The 15,108-nt window shown below is 68.0% G+C and carries 14 protein-coding genes; 4 read left to right on the forward strand and 10 right to left on the reverse strand.

Annotated elements, in window-relative coordinates; all coding sequences use genetic code 11:
• Window positions 1–25 precede the first annotated feature (25 nt).
• The 5 genes from AC07OD_RS25060 to AC07OD_RS25080 form a co-directional block, all read right to left on the reverse strand.
• Window positions 26–1,600, reverse strand: a complete 1,575-nt coding sequence (locus AC07OD_RS25060) for a methyl-accepting chemotaxis protein (protein WP_494598292.1) — start codon at window positions 1,598–1,600, stop codon at window positions 26–28.
• Between the two features lie 273 nt (window positions 1,601–1,873).
• Window positions 1,874–2,926: an adenosine deaminase gene (locus tag AC07OD_RS25065; protein WP_218341452.1), complete on the reverse strand. Its 1,053-nt coding sequence runs from the start codon at window positions 2,924–2,926 to the stop codon at window positions 1,874–1,876.
• Window positions 2,926–3,903 carry an aromatic ring-hydroxylating dioxygenase subunit alpha gene (locus tag AC07OD_RS25070; RefSeq protein WP_494598293.1) on the reverse strand — a complete coding sequence of 326 codons (978 nt, stop codon included), beginning with the start codon at window positions 3,901–3,903 and terminating at the stop codon, window positions 2,926–2,928. The genes AC07OD_RS25065 and AC07OD_RS25070 overlap by 1 nt, the downstream gene beginning before the upstream one ends.
• Window positions 3,904–4,070: 167 nt before the next feature.
• A complete protein-coding gene (locus tag AC07OD_RS25075) occupies window positions 4,071–4,424 on the reverse strand; it encodes a cupin domain-containing protein (RefSeq protein WP_218341454.1) in 354 nt (117 codons plus the stop codon).
• 47 nt (window positions 4,425–4,471) lie between these two features.
• Window positions 4,472–5,269, reverse strand: coding sequence for an IclR family transcriptional regulator (locus tag AC07OD_RS25080; RefSeq protein WP_218341455.1), 798 nt, complete (start codon window positions 5,267–5,269; stop codon window positions 4,472–4,474).
• 208 nt (window positions 5,270–5,477) lie between these two features.
• Here AC07OD_RS25080 and AC07OD_RS25085 point away from each other — a divergent pair, with 208 nt between their 5' ends.
• Genes AC07OD_RS25085 through AC07OD_RS25100 form a run of 4 tightly spaced genes read left to right on the forward strand, consistent with a single transcriptional unit; the run spans window position 5,478 to window position 9,002 of the window.
• The gene (locus AC07OD_RS25085; RefSeq protein WP_218341456.1) at window positions 5,478–6,248 is read left to right on the forward strand and encodes an ABC transporter substrate-binding protein; all 771 of its coding nucleotides are present in this window, start codon (window positions 5,478–5,480) and stop codon (window positions 6,246–6,248) included.
• Window positions 6,249–6,289: 41 nt separating this feature from the next.
• Window positions 6,290–6,955 carry an ectoine/hydroxyectoine ABC transporter permease subunit EhuD gene (gene ehuD / locus AC07OD_RS25090; RefSeq protein ID WP_218341457.1) on the forward strand — a complete coding sequence of 222 codons (666 nt, stop codon included), beginning with the start codon at window positions 6,290–6,292 and terminating at the stop codon, window positions 6,953–6,955.
• Entirely contained in the window at window positions 6,952–7,698 is a 747-nt protein-coding gene (locus AC07OD_RS25095) for an amino acid ABC transporter ATP-binding protein (RefSeq protein ID WP_369641749.1), read from the forward strand. Before ehuD ends, AC07OD_RS25095 begins: the two co-directional genes overlap by 4 nt.
• Window positions 7,695–9,002: an NAD(P)/FAD-dependent oxidoreductase gene (locus tag AC07OD_RS25100; protein ID WP_369641748.1), complete on the forward strand. Its 1,308-nt coding sequence runs from the start codon at window positions 7,695–7,697 to the stop codon at window positions 9,000–9,002. Before AC07OD_RS25095 ends, AC07OD_RS25100 begins: the two co-directional genes overlap by 4 nt.
• Before the next feature lie 88 nt (window positions 9,003–9,090).
• On the opposite strand, the gene AC07OD_RS25105 is transcribed toward AC07OD_RS25100, so the two are convergent.
• The 5 genes from AC07OD_RS25105 to AC07OD_RS25125 all read right to left on the reverse strand — a co-directional run bounded on the left by AC07OD_RS25105 (window position 9,091) and on the right by AC07OD_RS25125 (window position 14,972).
• Window positions 9,091–10,257 (reverse strand): BMP family ABC transporter substrate-binding protein, encoded by a 1,167-nt coding sequence (locus AC07OD_RS25105; protein ID WP_218293625.1) that lies wholly within the window; start codon window positions 10,255–10,257, stop codon window positions 9,091–9,093.
• Window positions 10,258–10,371: 114 nt separating this feature from the next.
• Window positions 10,372–11,292: an ABC transporter permease gene (locus tag AC07OD_RS25110; RefSeq protein ID WP_218293624.1), complete on the reverse strand. Its 921-nt coding sequence runs from the start codon at window positions 11,290–11,292 to the stop codon at window positions 10,372–10,374.
• On the reverse strand, window positions 11,292–12,365 hold the full coding sequence (locus AC07OD_RS25115) for an ABC transporter permease (RefSeq protein ID WP_494598294.1): 1,074 nt from the start codon (window positions 12,363–12,365) through the stop codon (window positions 11,292–11,294). Before AC07OD_RS25115 ends, AC07OD_RS25110 begins: the two co-directional genes overlap by 1 nt.
• Entirely contained in the window at window positions 12,358–13,959 is a 1,602-nt protein-coding gene (locus AC07OD_RS25120) for an ABC transporter ATP-binding protein (RefSeq protein ID WP_494598295.1), read from the reverse strand. Before AC07OD_RS25120 ends, AC07OD_RS25115 begins: the two co-directional genes overlap by 8 nt.
• A gap of 80 nt (window positions 13,960–14,039) precedes the next feature.
• Entirely contained in the window at window positions 14,040–14,972 is a 933-nt protein-coding gene (locus tag AC07OD_RS25125; protein ID WP_218293621.1) for a LysR family transcriptional regulator, read from the reverse strand.
• Window positions 14,973–15,108 lie beyond the last annotated feature (136 nt).

Consider the following 15,108-nt stretch of genomic DNA (forward strand, 5'->3'; position numbering starts at 1 on the left):
GCGTCCGCACTGGCGCAGCGCTTCCTCAGCGCAGCCGCGGCGTGTTCGACGGCGCGCCGAGGCGGAACGCGCCCACCACGTCCGCCAGGCGTGCGGCCTGGTCCTTGAGGCTCTCGGCGGCGGCGGTGGACTCCTCCACCAGGGCGGCGTTCTGCTGCGTCATCTGGTCCAGCTGGTTCACCGCCACGTTCACCTGGCTGATGCCCTGGCTCTGCTCCGACGCGGCGGCGCTGATCTCGCCGATGATGTCGGTCACGCGGCGCACGGAGCTCACGATCTCGTCCATGGTGCTGCCCGCGTTCTGCACGAGCGCGGCGCCCGATTCCACCTTCTCGACCGACTGGCCGATCAGGTTCTTGATCTCCTTGGCCGCTTCGGCGCTGCGCTGCGCCAGGCTGCGCACTTCGCTGGCCACCACGGCAAAGCCGCGGCCCTGTTCGCCCGCACGGGCGGCTTCCACCGCCGCGTTCAGCGCCAGGATGTTGGTCTGGAAGGCGATGCCGTCGATCGTGCCGATGATGTCGCTGATCTTCTTGCTGCTGGCGTTGATCGCGTCCATGGTGCTCACCACCTGGGCCACGACCTCGCCGCCGCGCTGCGCCACCTGGGCGGCCGATGCGGCCATCTGGTTGGCCTGCACGGCGGAGTCGGCGCTCTGGCGCACGGTGCTGGTGAGCTCTTCCATGGAGCTCGCCGTTTCCTCGAGGTTCGCGGCCGTCTGCTCGGTGCGCGCGCTCAGGTCCTGGTTGCCGATGGCGATCTGCGTGCTGGCGGTGGAGATGCTGTCCACCACGCCACGCACCTGCTGCAGCGAGCCGTGCAGCGCACTGCGCATGAGGTCCAGCGCCCGCAGCAGGCGGCCGGTTTCGTCGTTGGCGTAGCTGGCCTGCGGCGCACCGGTCAGGTCCATGTCGGCGATGGATTCGGCAATGGCCTCGGCGTGGCGCAAAGGACGCGTGATGCTGGTGGCCAGCAGCCAGGCCAGCAGCCCCCCGAGCACCAGCGAGATGGCCGTGCACAGCTGCAGCAGCAAGGTGGTCTGCGCGCGCAGCTCTTCGCTGCGCTTGCCGGCGGCGTCCAGCTGGGCGCGCTGGGCATCCACCATTTCCTGCACGCCGGCCAGGTAGCTGCGCGAGGTGGGCTCGAAGCGCTCGGTGAACACCTTGTTCGCGTTCTCGGCGTCACCCGCCTGCTTGAACTTGCTCACCTCTTCCCGCGCGGCCAGATAGCTCTTGCGCAGTTCGCCCACCTTGGTGAACAGCTGCTTTTCATCGGGCGTGTCCATTTTCGACTCGATGAATTTCTGCAGTTCATTGGTGTCGCGGATGGAAGCCGCCGTGGCGGGCGCGAAGTACGGGATCAGACTGGCATCGCTGCTCTTGGCGATGGCCGCGGCACGCTGCACCCCGGACGTGGTGTGGCGCAGCCAGTCCGAGCCCGCCCGTTCGGTCTTGACGTTGTCGTTGACCATGGTGTCGATCTCGGCGCCAAGCTGGCCCAGCCGGACCACCGCCACGATGCTGCTCGCCAGGAACAGCGCGAGGATCACACCGAGCACCAGGGTAAGGCGCTTGCCGATGGACAACTGATTGAGAAACATGGAAAACACTCCGGTAGGAAACAGCGCAGACGCCTGCACAAAAAATTAGGGCCCCGCAGGGCCGTTTCAGGGCACGCGGGCACCCGGTGGATGCCAACAAATGCTTACAGAAAACCATGATTCTAGGGTTTACCCGGATTTCACCCGCAACGTGTGCGACGGTCCGGCGCACGCGGCACCCCCGCGCAGCGAAATCCCCTCAAAAACGGCGGCTCCCGCGAAGGGCCGGCATGGCCAGCCTCCACCTGCCGCTCGGGGAGCGTGCACCTGCGTTCAGTAGTCGTGCTCCACGCACCGCTCGAAGGCTTCCTTGAGCTTGTGTTCCCACACGCGCTTGTCGGCGTTGCCGGCAAAACTCGCTTCGAAGCTGTTGAACGCCAGCTGGTAGGCATGGCGGGCGGTCAGGCCCGCGGCCGCGAACACCTGCGTGAAGTTCTCATTGATGTAGCCGCCAAAGTAAGCCGGGTCGTCCGAATTGACCGTGGCCGCAAGGCCGGCGTCCAGCAGCTGGCCCAGGTTGTGGTCGGCGAGGTTGGGGAACACGCACAGCTTCTGGTTGGACAGCGGGCACACCGTGAGGGCGATGCGGTCCTGCGCCAGGCGCCGCATCAGCGCGGCATCGTGCACGGCCTGCACGCCGTGGTCGATGCGCTCGACCTTGAGCACATCCAGCGCGCTCCAGATGTAGGCGGGAGGCCCCTCCTCGCCCGCATGCGCCACCAAGTGCAGGCCCAGTTCACGGCAGCGTGCGAACACGCGCGCGAACTTCTCGGGCGGGTGGCCCACCTCGCTGGAATCCAGCCCCACGCCCACGATCTTGTCGATGAGCGGCATGGCCTGTTCCAGCGTTTCAAACGCGGACTCCTCGCTCAGGTGGCGCAGGAAACACAGGATCAGGGTCGCGCTGATGCCCAGTTCGGTGCGCGCGTCCTGGCAGGCGCGGTGCAGGCCGTTGATGACCGTCTCCATGGCCACGCCGCGCGCGGTGTGGGTCTGGGGATCGAAGAAGATCTCGGCGTGCAGCACGTTGTCGCGCGCCGCGCGCCCCAGGTAGGCGCGCGCCATGTCGTAGAAGTCCTGCTCATGCAGCAGCACGCTGGCGCCCGCGTAGTAGATGTCCAGAAAGCTCTGCAGGTTGGTGAACGCGTAGGCGCTGCGCAGCGCGTCCACGCTGTCATAGGGCAATGCCAGCTCGTTGCGCTGCGCCAGCGCGAAGATGAGTTCGGGCTCCAGCGAACCCTCGATGTGGATGTGCAGCTCGGCCTTGGGCATGGCGCGCAGCAGTTCGGGCAGGCGTTCGGTGGAAATGGGAGGCACTTTAAACATCAGCAGACTCCAAAGGTGATGCCGCTGTGGCGCAGAAAGCGGCGGTAGAAGGATGATGCCTTGTCGGCGGCGGTATGCAACTCCGCCCGCAGGTCCAGCGGCAGGCACCGGGGCACCTGCGACTCCAGCACGGGCTGGTCCTGCATGAAGATGGTGTGCTGGAACGCCTGCAGCTTTTCCGCCGGCGACTCGAAATCCGCCACCGCCAGGCGGAACCAGACGCGGCTGCGCACGGGCGTCACGGGGCAGATGAACAGCGCGATCGCCTCGCGCCAATCCCGTACCGCGGTGGTGCCGGCCTCGGGCACCTTGGTCAGCACCGCGGCATAGGGGGCCGTGACTTCATAGGTGTACTCCACCTGGGCCGGGGCGGTCGAATGCAGGTTGGACTGGGGCTGCCAGGCCTTGCAGCCCGTGGCGCGCAGGCCCGTGGGCAGGGACTCCACGCGGTAGTCGTCGATGGCCGTGGCCTCGCGCGTGCCCAGCCAGCCTTCGTGCACGAAGCCGAAGTGCGACATGTCCAGGAAGTTCTCGATGATGCGCGGCGCGCTCGCCGCCACGTCATAGGGGCCGCAGTTGAGCTTGCGCAGGCGCGCATCGTCCTCGGCGGCAAAGGCGGGCGGCGCGGCATCGCCGGCCTCGAGCCGCACCCACACCAGGCCGTGGGCCTCGTGCACGGCATGGCGGTGGGCGCAGTGCGTGGCGGGCGGGGTGAAATGCGGCAGCGCGGGCACGTGCACACACTGGCCGTTCGCGGCGAACTGCCAGCCGTGGTAGGGACATTCAAGCCGGCCCTCGTGCACACGGCCGAGCGACAGGCGCGCACCCCGGTGCGGGCACTGGTCCGCGAAGGCCCGCGCATGGCCCTCGCCATCGCGCCAGAGCACGATGTCGCGCTCCAGCAGGCGCGCGGCCAGCGGGGCCTGCACGACATCCTCCGAGGGCGCGACAGGATGCCAGAGGGTGGCTTCGATCATGGTGGGCAGGGAATCTCGTGGTGCTATGGTGATGATCGCGCCCCGATCGCGCGGGGCTGCGGGCGAGCATATCCGCAAGCGCCGTTCCACGCCTCCCCCGCCGCCCTGGAGGCCCGCTCCCCTTCGTTTCGGGGCGACGAAGGCGAGAGTGTGAGAGCGCCCCTTGGTCAGACCATCACATAGAGCTTGCGCACCGTCTCGCGGATCTCCCACACACCGCGCGTGTCGGGCGGGAAGAAAAGCGTGTCACCCGCACGGAACTCCAACGGTGCCGCGCCCTCCGCCTCAGGCGTGAAACGGCCCGCGCCCGCAAGGATGTGCATGACCTCGCCCGACGCCACTTGGCGCCGGAAGCGCCCCGGAGAGCACTCCCACAGCCCCGTGTCGCAGTCGGGCCGACCCGGCATGCGCACGTCCAGCCCCCGGATGGTGCAGGCCGGCGTGCTCAGGGGCACCGCAACGGGGCCCTGCTCCTGCAAATCCTGCGTGGTGGCGCTCTGCGCAATGGCCTGGATGCCCATGGGGCGACTCCTTGAAAGGGGAATGAATGGAGAAACGAAGAACGCCGTCAGCCCAGGGCGCGCACCGAGTTGCTCAGCGAGCGCGCGCAGGCCAGCAGCGACGGCCCCAGGCGGCTCTCGGCCTCCTCGGGCGTCCAGCGGCTCGTGGGAGCCACGATGTGCACGGCCGCCACGGGGCGGCCATGGCTGCCGATCACGGGGGCGCCCAGCGTCATGTCGCCCAGGAACAGCTCCTCGCGGTTGATGGCATAGCCGCGCTGGCGCGCCTGGTCCAGTTCGGCCAGCAGCGCGACCTCGTCCGTGATGGTGTGGCGGGTGTGGGCCGCGCGCTCGCTCGCGCGCAGCAGCGCCAGCGCCTCCTCGTTGGGCAGCGCGCTGAGCCAGGCACGCCCGGAGGCCGTGCAGTACATGGGGATGCGGCTGCCGATGGGCATGTGCACCGGCACGAACTGCGCGCTGATGAAGCGCGCCACGTACACCATCTCCAACCCGTCGGCTTCGGTAAGGCAAGTGGTCTCGGTCGTCACGTTGGTGAGTTCCGAGAGGTAGGGGTTGGCCAGGTCGATCAGCGGGTTGGCCGCGAGGTAGTTGTAGCCGATGCGCATCACGCGCGGCGTGAGCTGGTAGCGGCGCGTCTGCGGGTGCTTGCGCACGAAGCCCAGTTGCTCGAGCGTGAAGACCATGCGCTGCGCCGAGCTCTTGCTGATGCCCGCCGCCGCCGCCACGTCGGCCAGCGTCATGCTGCGCCGCTGCGCGCTGAAGGCGCAGAGCACGGCCAGCCCCTTCTCCAGCGACTGGTTGAACAGAGGGTTCGCGTCTTCGTCGGGCGGCTGCGGCGTATTCATGCAACGGAGTATAGCTCTCTCACCATAAAATATCGCATATCGATTCATATGAATCTTTTAGTGGTTTGCACCTATTTATCTAAGATTTATTGAAATCGATAATTGGCACCGTTCTTGCGATGTTGCAGGCGTGGGGCGGATGCCGGTTCGGTGTCCGCGACTGCCCACGACGGTCCTCATCCCTCTCGTTCGCCACAGGAGTCACACCATGCACCGCTTCGTCCGCCACTTCCACCGCATTGCACTAGGCCTGTGCGCCGCAGGCGCCGTCACGCTGGCCGCCGCGCAGGGCAGCGCGCCCGCCACCTACAACGTGGGTGCCACGGCCACGGGCATTCCGTTCACCTTCCTCGACGTGAAGACCAACAGCATCCAGGGCATGATGGTGGACACCGTGCAGGCCGTGGCCAAGGCGGGCGGCTTCCAGGTCAACGTGCAGCAGACCGTGTTCTCGGCGCTGATCCCCTCGCTCACCGCCAACAAGATCGACATCGTCTCGGCGGCCATGCTCAAGACCCCCGCGCGCCAGCAGGTGGTGGATTTCAGCGACCCCGTCTACTCCTACGGCGAGGGCCTGATCGTGAAGGCCGACGACGCCAAGGCCTACGCCTCGCTCGACGACCTCAAGGGCGAGATCGTCGGCGCCCAGGTGGGCACGGTGTTCATCGACATGCTGCAGAAGAAGGGCATCTTCAAGGAGGTGCGCAGCTACGACTCGGTGGCCGACATGACGCGCGACCTCGCGCTCGGCCGCATCAAGGCGGGCCTGGGCGATCAGCCCATCATCGCCTACCAGATCCGCCAGAACACCTTCCAGGGCGTGAAGCTGGCCGAAGGCTACAAGTCCACCAATGTGGGTGATGTGTGCCTCGTGGTGCGCAAAGGCGACACGGCCACGCTCGAACGCCTGAACAAGGCCATCGCCGCGGTCAAGGCCGACGGCACTTTGGCCAACATCGTCAAGAAATGGGGCATCTGAGCCCCGCCCGCGCCGTCTTCGCCTGAATCCAGTAGTACGCCATGCAAGCCTTCCTGCAGCATGCGCGCGAGTTCCTGCCCATCCTGCTGCAGGGGGCGGTGGTCACGGTGCAGGTCACCGTGCTGTCGTTCCTGCTGTCCAGCGTGATCGGGCTGGTGCTCGCGCTCGGCAAGCTCTCGCCCGTGCGCGCCGTCTCGGTATGCGCCTCCACCGTGATCAACGTGATCCGCGGGCTGCCCATCATCGTGCAGCTCTTCTACATCTACTTCGTGCTGCCCGACATCGGCATCCAGCTCTCCGCCTTCCAGGCTGGCGTGATCGGCCTGGGCATCGCCTACTCGGCCTACCAGGCCGAGAACTTTCGCGCCGGCATCGAGGCCGTGGACCCCGGCCAGCGCGAGGCAGCGCTGGCCATGGGCATGCGGCCCGCGCTGCTGATGCGCCGAGTGGTCCTGCCCCAGGCCTTCCGCATCGCGCTGCCGCCCTATGGCAACACGCTGGTGATGATGCTCAAGGACTCGTCGCTGGTCTCCACCATCACCGTGGCAGAGATGACGCGCGCGGGCCAGCTCATCGCCTCGTCCACCTTCCAGAACATGACCGTGTACACGCTCGTCGCCCTGCTCTACCTGGCCATGAGCCTGCCGCTGGTCTGGGGCCTGCGGCGGCTGGAGCGCCGCTTCGGCGCGGGGAGGAAAGCGCCATGATCGAGATCGACCGCCTGGAGAAGGCCTACGGTGAGCACCGCGTGCTGCAGGGCGTGAGCCTGCGCGTGGAGCGCGGCGAAGTCGTGTGCCTGATCGGCCCCTCGGGCTCGGGCAAGTCCACGGTGCTGCGCTGCATCAACGGCCTGGAGTCGTACCAGGGCGGCGAGGTGCGCGTCTTCGGCGAGCGCGTGGACAACCGCGCGGCCTCCATTCATGCGCTGCGCAGCCGCATGGGCATGGTGTTCCAGCGCTTCAACCTGTTCCCGCACCGCACGGTGATCGAGAACGTGATGGAAGGCCCCGTGCACGTGAAGGGCGAATCGCCCGCGAAAGCCCGAGCCGAAGCGCTGGAGCTGCTGCGCAAGGTAGGCCTGGCCGACAAGGCCCAGGCCTGGCCCGCGCAGCTCTCGGGCGGCCAGCAGCAGCGCGTGGCCATTGCGCGCGCGCTGGCCATGAAGCCCGAGGCCATGCTGTTCGACGAACCCACCTCGGCGCTCGACCCCGAACTCGTGGGCGACGTGCTGGGCGTGATGCGCCAGCTCGCCGACGAGGGCATGACGATGATCGTGGTGACGCACGAGATGGGCTTCGCGCGCGAGGTGGCCGACCGCGTGTGCTTCCTGCACAGCGGCAGCATCGTCGAGGAAGGTCCTGCCGCGCAGGTGCTCGGCGCGCCGCGCCATGCGCGCACGCAGGACTTCCTGCGCCGCGTGCTGCGCGCGCCGGATGGAGGCGCGGCATGAGCGCCCGCGCCATCGCATCGCACCCCGACGCCCCCTCGCTGTGGGCCGCCACGGCGCCCGCGGCCCCCGCCACGCCCGCGCTCGACGCCTCGCTCTCCACCGACGTGCTCGTGGTCGGTGCGGGCTACACGGGCTTGTCCGCCGCGCTGCACCTGGCCGAGCGCGGCGCGCGCGTGTGCGTGCTCGACGCGCACGAGCCCGGCTGGGGCGCCTCGGGGCGCAACGGCGGGCAGGTCAACCCCACGCTCAAGCACGACCCTGACGACCTCGTGCGCCTGTACGGCGCCGAGCGCGCCGAGCCGCTGATCGATGCCGTTTCTTGCTCGGCCGACCTCGTGTACGACCTCATCGCGCGCCATGCCATCGACTGCGCCCCGGTGCGCGCGGGCTGGCTGCAGGTGGGCTACACCCAGCAGGCCGTGGATGGCATGCACGCGCGCGCCCGGCAGTGGGAGCGGCGCGGCGTGCGCGTGGACATGCTCGACCGCGCCGCCACGGCCGCGCGCATCGGCACGCCGGCCTTCGCGGGTGGCTGGCTCGACGGGCGCGCGGGTGGCATCCAGCCGCTGGCCTACGTGCGCGGCCTCGTGCGCGCGGCCCAGGACCTGGGCGTGAAGGTGCACGGCGGCTCGCCCGTGGTGGCGCTGGAGCGCCAGGGCGCGCACTGGATCGCCACCACGGCCACACCAACCGGGAGCCACCGCGTGCAGGCGCAGCAGGTGGTGCTGGGCACCAACGGCTATACCGACGGCCTGTGGCCAGGGCTGGCGCGCACGGTGCTCGCGGCCAACAGCTTCATCGTGGCCACGCGGCCGCTGGGCCCGGCGGGCGCCAGCATCCTGCCCGGTGGCGAGACGGGATCGACCTCGCAGCGGCTGCTGCTGTACTTCCGCAAGGACGCGCAGGGCCGACTGCTGATGGGCGGGCGTGGCCATTTCGCCGACCCGCAGGGGCCGCAGGACTTCGCACACCTCGAGCGCGCGCTGGCGCTGATGTTTCCGCAACTCGGCCCCGTGCAGTACGAGTACCGCTGGGCCGGGCGCATCGCCGTCACGCGCGACTTCATGCCGCACCTGCACCAGCCCGCGCCGGGCATCACCATGGCGCTGGGCTACAACGGGCGCGGCATCGCCATGGCCACCAGCCTGGGCCAGCACGTGGCGGCCCTGGTGGCGGGCGGCGGCGCGGCGGCCTGCCCATTCCCGGTCACGCCCCTTCAGCCCCTTCCACTGCACGGGTTGCAGCGCTTCTACATCGCGGCCGGCGTGGCCTGGTACAGCCTGCTGGACCGCGTGGGGAGGTAAACGGCCCGCCCAGCAAAAAGGCCGCCCGGGGGCGGCCTTTTTCAGGGGAGCGCTCCCGGCGCCAGCGCCGGGAAGCCCGTGCGGCTTCTTACTTCTTGTCGCCGCCGGGGATCTTGCCTTCCACGCCCTTGACATAGAAGTTGACACCGCCGAGGAACTTGTCGTCGGCCACCGCATCCTTGGCGAGCACTTCCTTGCCGTCCTGGCCCACGATCGGGCCCTTCCAGATCTGGAACGAACCATCGGCCAGGCCCTTCTTCACGGCTTCGACCTTGGCCTTGGTGTCGGCAGGCACGTCTTCGGCGATGGAGACGATGTCGATCGCGCCTTCCTTCACGCCCCACCAGCTCTGGCCCGTGGCCCACTGGCCTTCCAGCGCGTCCTTGGTGGCCTTGATGTAGTACGGGCCCCAGTTGATCACGGCCGATGCCAGGTGGGCCTTGGGGCCGTAGGCGGTCATGTCGGAATCCCAGCCGAAGGCGCGCTTGCCCTTTTCTTGCGCCGTCTTGAGCACGGCGGGCGAATCGGTGTTCTGGAACAGCACGTCGGCGCCGCCGTTGATGAGCGACGTGGCGGCTTCGGTTTCCTTGGGCGGGCTGAACCATTCATTCACCCAGACCACCTTGGTCTTGATCTTGGGGTTGACCGACTGCGCACCCAGCGTGAAGCTGTTGATGTTGCGGATCACTTCAGGAATCGGCACCGAGCCCACCACGCCCAGCGTGTTGGTCTTGGTCATGGCGCCGGCGATCACGCCCGCCATGTACGCGCCTTCGTAGGTGCGGCTGTCGTAGGTGCGCATGTTCTCGGCCGTCTTGTAGCCGGTGGCATGCTCGAACTTGATGCCCTTGTTGTCCTCGGCCACCTTGAGCATCGACTCCATGTAGCCGAAGGTGGTGCCAAAGATCAGCTTGTTGCCCTGGCCGGCCAGGTCGCGCAGCACGCGTTCGGCGTCGGCCGACTCGGGCACGCTTTCCACGAAGCTCGTGACCACCTTGTCGCCGAATTCCTTCTCGATGGCCTTGCGGCCGTTGTCGTGCGCGAACGACCAGCCGCCGTCACCCACCGGGCCGACATAGGCGAACGCGATCTTCAGAGGCTCGGGCTTGGGTGCCGGCGCTTCTGCCGCAGGGGCCGGTGCGGGCGCGGGGGCCGGTGCCGGTTCTTCCTTCTTGCCACAGCCCACGAGCGCGGCGGCGGCAACGGCGGAGAGCGCTGCCACCTTGAGCATGGAGCGTTTCTGCAGATCAGTCATGTCGGTTTCCTTGTTGAATGAAGAGTGAGACTTGCAAAGGTTGGGGACGAAAGCAGCAATTATGGGGCGATCTACTGTGGGGTAACCAGTTTTTGACGCACCGGCCCGCCCATTTCAGGAGCCCGGATAGAACGGCTTGCCCAGCGACGCCGGCATGTTGATGCGGATCCACGCCGGATTGCGCGAAATCAGCGCCAGCACGACGATGGTGGCCACATACGGCAGCATGCTCAGCAACTGGCTGGCCACCTGCACCCCCGTGGCCTGCAGGTGGAACTGCAACATGGTCACGCCGCCGAACAAATAGGCACCAAGCAACACCCGTGCCGGGCGCCAGGTCGCGAACGTGGTGAGGGCCAGGGCGATCCAGCCCCGGCCGGCGACCATGCCCTCTACCCACAGGGGTGTATACACCGTCGAGATGTAGGCGCCCGCCAGCCCGCACAGCGCCCCGCCCGCCACCACCGCCGCGAGGCGAATGCGCCGCACCGGATAGCCCAGCGCGTGGGCCGACTCGGGCGACTCGCCGACCGAGCGCAGCACGAGCCCGGCGCGCGAGCGGTACAGGAACCAGATCAGCCCCGCGACCAGCAGCATGGTGAGGTACACCAGCGGATGCTGCTGGAACAGCGCGGGCCCGAGCAGCGGCACGTCGCCCAGCACCGGAACCGCGTACTTGGGCAGCTCGGGCAGCTTGGCCTGCACGTAGCTGATGCCGGCGAACGCCGAGAACCCCACGCCGAACAGGCTGAGCGCCAGCCCGGTGGCGTACTGGTTGGTGTTGAGCCAGATCACCAGCACGCCGAAGATGGCGGCCAGCACGGCGCCGGCGGCCATGCCCGCCGCAAACCCGAGCCAGGTGTTGCCCGTGTGCACCACGGTGGCGAAGCCCGCGATGGCGGCGCACAGCATCATGCCTTCCGCCCCAAGATTGACGATGCCGGCCTTTTCGTTGATGAGCAGGCCCAGGGCCGCAATGGCCAGAACGGTGCCCGCGCTGAGCGTGGCGCCGATGAGCAGTGCATAGGACTCCATCAGACACCTCCTTTCCTGGTGCCGACCCAGCGCACGCGGTAGGCAATCAACGTGTCGCACGCCAGCAGCGTGAACAGCAGCAGGCCCTGGAACACGCCCGTGAGCGACTTGGGCAGCCCCATGCGCGACTGCGCCAGCTCGCCACCGATATAGAACATGCTCATGAGGATGGCCGAGAGGATCATGCCCACGGGGTGCAGGCGCCCCACGAAGGCGACGATGATGGCCGCGAAGCCGTAGCCCGCCGGCACGTAGGGCGTGAGCTGGCCAATCGGCCCCGCCACTTCCAGCGCTCCCGCCAGGCCTGCCGCGCCGCCCGAGATCAGCAACGCCGTCCACAGCGCCTTGCGCGAGGAGAACCCGGCGTACCGCGCCGCCGCCGGGGCCAGTCCGCCGACCTGCTGCGCGAAACCGGCCCGCGTGCGGAACAGGAACACCCACAGCGCCGCCGCCCCGGCCAGCGCCAGCAAGAGGCCGATGGACACCCGCGAACCCTGCATCAGGCGCGGGATCTGCGTCACTTTCTCGAAGGTCTTGGTCTGCGGAAAGTTGTAGCCCATGGGGTCCTTCCACGGGCCGTAGACCAGATAGCCCAGCACCAGCGTGGCCACATAGACCAGCATCAGGCTGACCAGGATTTCATTGGCGTTGAACTTGTCGCGCAAGAGCGCCGTGAGCCCCGCCCAGACCATGCCACCCAGCACCCCGGCGAGCAGGATGGCGGGCACGATCCACGGGCCCGTGGTCTTGTCGGCCAGCAGCGCCACGCCACCCGCCACCACGGCGCCGATGACGAACTGCCCTTCGGCACCGATGTTCCACACGTTGGAGCGGAAACACACGGCCAGGCCGAGCGCGATGAGCAGCAGCGGCGTGGCCTTGACCATGAGTTCGCCGATGGCGTACTGCGACTTGACGGGTTCCCAGAAGAAAACCTGCAGCCCGCGCACGGGGTCCTTGCCCAGCGCCACGAACAGCGCGACGCCGATCAGCACCGTGATGGCCAGCGCCAGCAGCGGCGAGCCATAGGTCCAGAGCTTCGACGCCTGGGGACGCGGTTCCAGCTTAAGCATGCTGCACCTCCCCGGCCCGCGCCTGCTGCTGGTGCTGCTGCGCCAGGTGCGCCTGCACGTCGGCATGCCACAGGCCGCTCATCCATTCGCCGATGAGGCCCACCGTGGCCTCGGCACGCGGCACCGAAGGCGACAGGTGCCCCTTGGCGACCACGTGCAGCCGGTCGCAGATTTCAAACAATTCGTCCAGCTCCTCGCTCACCACCAGCACGGCGCAGCCCGCATCGCGCAGCGCCAGGATGGAGCCCCGGATCTGCGCGGCCGCGCCCACGTCCACGCCCCAGGTGGGCTGCGAAACGATGAGCAGCTTCGGGTTGGCATCGATCTCGCGCCCCACGATGAACTTCTGCAGGTTGCCCCCCGACAGCGACCTGGCCGCCGCATGGGGGCCGCCCGCCTTCACGTTGAAGCGCTGGATGATGGCCTCGGCGTGTTTTTGCAAGGCCCCCACCTTGATCCAGCCGCTGCCCCCGACCGAGTTGGTGCGCGTGAGCAGCAGGTTGTGCGCCAGGCCCATGGTGGGCACGGCGCCCCGGCCCAGGCGCTCTTCGGGCACGAAGTGCAAGCCCAGCGCGCGGCGCTGGCCGGGGCCCATTCGGCCCGCGTTCTGGCCGGAGACCTGGATGCTGACTGCATCAGCCCGCTGGTCTTCGCCCGACAGCGCGTAGAGCAGTTCCTTTTGCCCGTTGCCCGACACACCGGCAATGCCCACCACCTCGCCCGCCTTCACCTCGAACTGCAGGTCGATCAAATCCACCCCGAACTGGTCGGCACGCGGCAGCGACAGGCCCTGCACACGCAGCACCGTGGCGCCGGTCTGCAGCGCGCGGTGTTCCAGCGCGGGCGGCTCGGCGCCGATCATGAGGCGCGACAAAGACGCATTCGATTCTTCCGCCGGGTTGCACACACCCGTCACCTTGCCGCCGCGCAGCACGGTGCACGCGGTGCACAGCGCGCGGATCTCGTGCAGCTTGTGGCTGATGTAGAGGATGCTGCAGCCCTCGCTGGCCAGCTTGCGCAGCACCACGAAGAGTTTTTCCACCGCCTGGGGCGTGAGCACCGAGGTGGGCTCGTCCAGGATCAGCACCTTGGGGTTGGTGAGCAGCGCGCGGATGATTTCCACGCGCTGCATCTCGCCCACGCTCAGCGTGTGCACGGGGCGCAGCGGGTCGATGTCGAGGCCATATTCGGCCGCCTTGGCGGTGATGCGCTGCGTCACCTCGGCCAGCTGCAGGCTCTTGTCCAGGCCCAGCCACACGTTCTCGGCCACCGTGAGGGTGTCGAACAGGCTGAAGTGCTGGAACACCATGGCGATGCCCAGCGCCCGCGCCTCCTGCGGGTTGCGCACCTGCACGGCCTGGCCGTTGAAGAACACGCTGCCTTCGTCGGGCTTGACCGATCCGTAGATGATCTTCATCAGCGTGGACTTGCCCGCGCCGTTTTCGCCCAGCACCGCATGGATCTCGCCGGGCAGCACCGTGAGCGACACGCCGCTGTTGGCCACCACGGCCGGATAGCGCTTGGTGATGCCCATGAGCTGCAGCCGGGGCGGCGGCGGCGCGCCCGGGGCGGGAGGAATAGGAGGTGAACTCATGCGGTGGATTGTCTCTCAGTTTTACAACTTGTTATAAGAATGGAAACACCTTCTTGCGCTTGTTCAGCATGCCCAAGCAGCTATTCTTTTCGTAGCGAAGAGGCCACGGTTTTCACACATTCGCGCAACCACGCGGCAGCGGCGGAGTGGTGCGTGCGCGCATGCCACAGCTGGTAGTACATGAGGCGCGGAAAAGGCACCGGGCACGGCAGGATGGCCAGCGGCAGCTGCTCCACATAACGCTCGCAATACTGGCGGCCCGTGGTCAGCACCAGCAGGCTCGAGGCCACGATGCTGGGGATGAGGCTGAAATGCGCGCAGCGCGCCGTGATGTGGCGCTGCATGCCCAGGTTGTCCAGGTGGGCGTCGATCACGCCGCGCGCGCCGGGGTGGGTGGGCGTGGGCGCGATGTGTTCGGCCGCCAGCCAGCTTTCCACGTCCCAGCCGCGCCGCACGGCGGGGTGGTCCTTGCCCACCAGGCAGACGACCTCGTCGCCGAACAGGCGGCCCATGTGCAGGTCGTCCGGCGGCTGCGGCCAGTTGCCGATCACCACGTCCACCTCGCCCTGCGCCAGGTGCGCATGGTAGTGCGCGTCGGCCGAGAGGGGCAGGATCTCGATGGGACACAGCGGGGCCTCCACCTTGATGCGGGACACCAGCTGGGGCAGGAAGAGCGGATCGAGGTAGTCGCTGGCGGCCACGCGGAAGGTGCGGGTGGCGGTGCGCGGATCGAAGCCGCGCGCATCCGAGAACAGCGCCTCGGCCGAGCGCAGGATGGCGCCCGCGGGCTCCACCATGCGCAGCGCGGCGTCGGTGGGCATCATGCTGGCGCCCGAGCGCACCAGCAGCGGGTCCCCCGCCAGGTCGCGCAGGCGCTTGAGCGCGGCCGACACCGCCGGCTGGTGCATGCCCAGGCGGACGGCGGCCCTCGATACGCTGCGTTCTGTGAGCACGGTGTGCAAGACCCTTATGAGATGGAGGTCTATCTTGTCGAAAAGGGCGTGGTCTCTCATAGCAGTGCGTGCATTGATGTCATAAGCTTGTACTTATGCTGGCGGCCATTGGGCGCCCTACCCTCTGATGAACACGACTTGCGCAAAACAGGGCTCAGGCAAACCGCATCGCTCCAAGGCAATGCGGACGTCGCAT

It is taken from the genome of Acidovorax sp. GW821-FHT10E03, from assembly GCF_059415205.1.

Bases quoted from the DNA above. Each gene is read 5' to 3' on its own strand.
- AC07OD_RS25100 (WP_369641748.1), top strand. From the start codon at position 7,695: ATGAGCGCCCGCGCCATCGCATCGCACCCCGACGCCCCCTCGCTGTGG.
- AC07OD_RS25125 (WP_218293621.1), bottom strand. From the start codon at position 14,972: ATGAGAGACCACGCCCTTTTCGACAAGATAGACCTCCATCTCATAAGG.
- AC07OD_RS25105 (WP_218293625.1), bottom strand. From the start codon at position 10,257: ATGACTGATCTGCAGAAACGCTCCATGCTCAAGGTGGCAGCGCTCTCC.
- AC07OD_RS25070 (WP_494598293.1), bottom strand. From the start codon at position 3,903: ATGATCGAAGCCACCCTCTGGCATCCTGTCGCGCCCTCGGAGGATGTC.
- AC07OD_RS25060 (WP_494598292.1), bottom strand. From the start codon at position 1,600: ATGTTTCTCAATCAGTTGTCCATCGGCAAGCGCCTTACCCTGGTGCTC.
- AC07OD_RS25120 (WP_494598295.1), bottom strand. From the start codon at position 13,959: ATGAGTTCACCTCCTATTCCTCCCGCCCCGGGCGCGCCGCCGCCGCCC.
- AC07OD_RS25095 (WP_369641749.1), top strand. From the start codon at position 6,952: ATGATCGAGATCGACCGCCTGGAGAAGGCCTACGGTGAGCACCGCGTG.
- AC07OD_RS25080 (WP_218341455.1), bottom strand. From the start codon at position 5,269: ATGAATACGCCGCAGCCGCCCGACGAAGACGCGAACCCTCTGTTCAAC.
- AC07OD_RS25075 (WP_218341454.1), bottom strand. From the start codon at position 4,424: ATGGGCATCCAGGCCATTGCGCAGAGCGCCACCACGCAGGATTTGCAG.
- AC07OD_RS25065 (WP_218341452.1), bottom strand. From the start codon at position 2,926: ATGTTTAAAGTGCCTCCCATTTCCACCGAACGCCTGCCCGAACTGCTG.
- AC07OD_RS25085 (WP_218341456.1), top strand. From the start codon at position 5,478: ATGCACCGCTTCGTCCGCCACTTCCACCGCATTGCACTAGGCCTGTGC.
- AC07OD_RS25110 (WP_218293624.1), bottom strand. From the start codon at position 11,292: ATGGAGTCCTATGCACTGCTCATCGGCGCCACGCTCAGCGCGGGCACC.
- AC07OD_RS25115 (WP_494598294.1), bottom strand. From the start codon at position 12,365: ATGCTTAAGCTGGAACCGCGTCCCCAGGCGTCGAAGCTCTGGACCTAT.
- ehuD (WP_218341457.1), top strand. From the start codon at position 6,290: ATGCAAGCCTTCCTGCAGCATGCGCGCGAGTTCCTGCCCATCCTGCTG.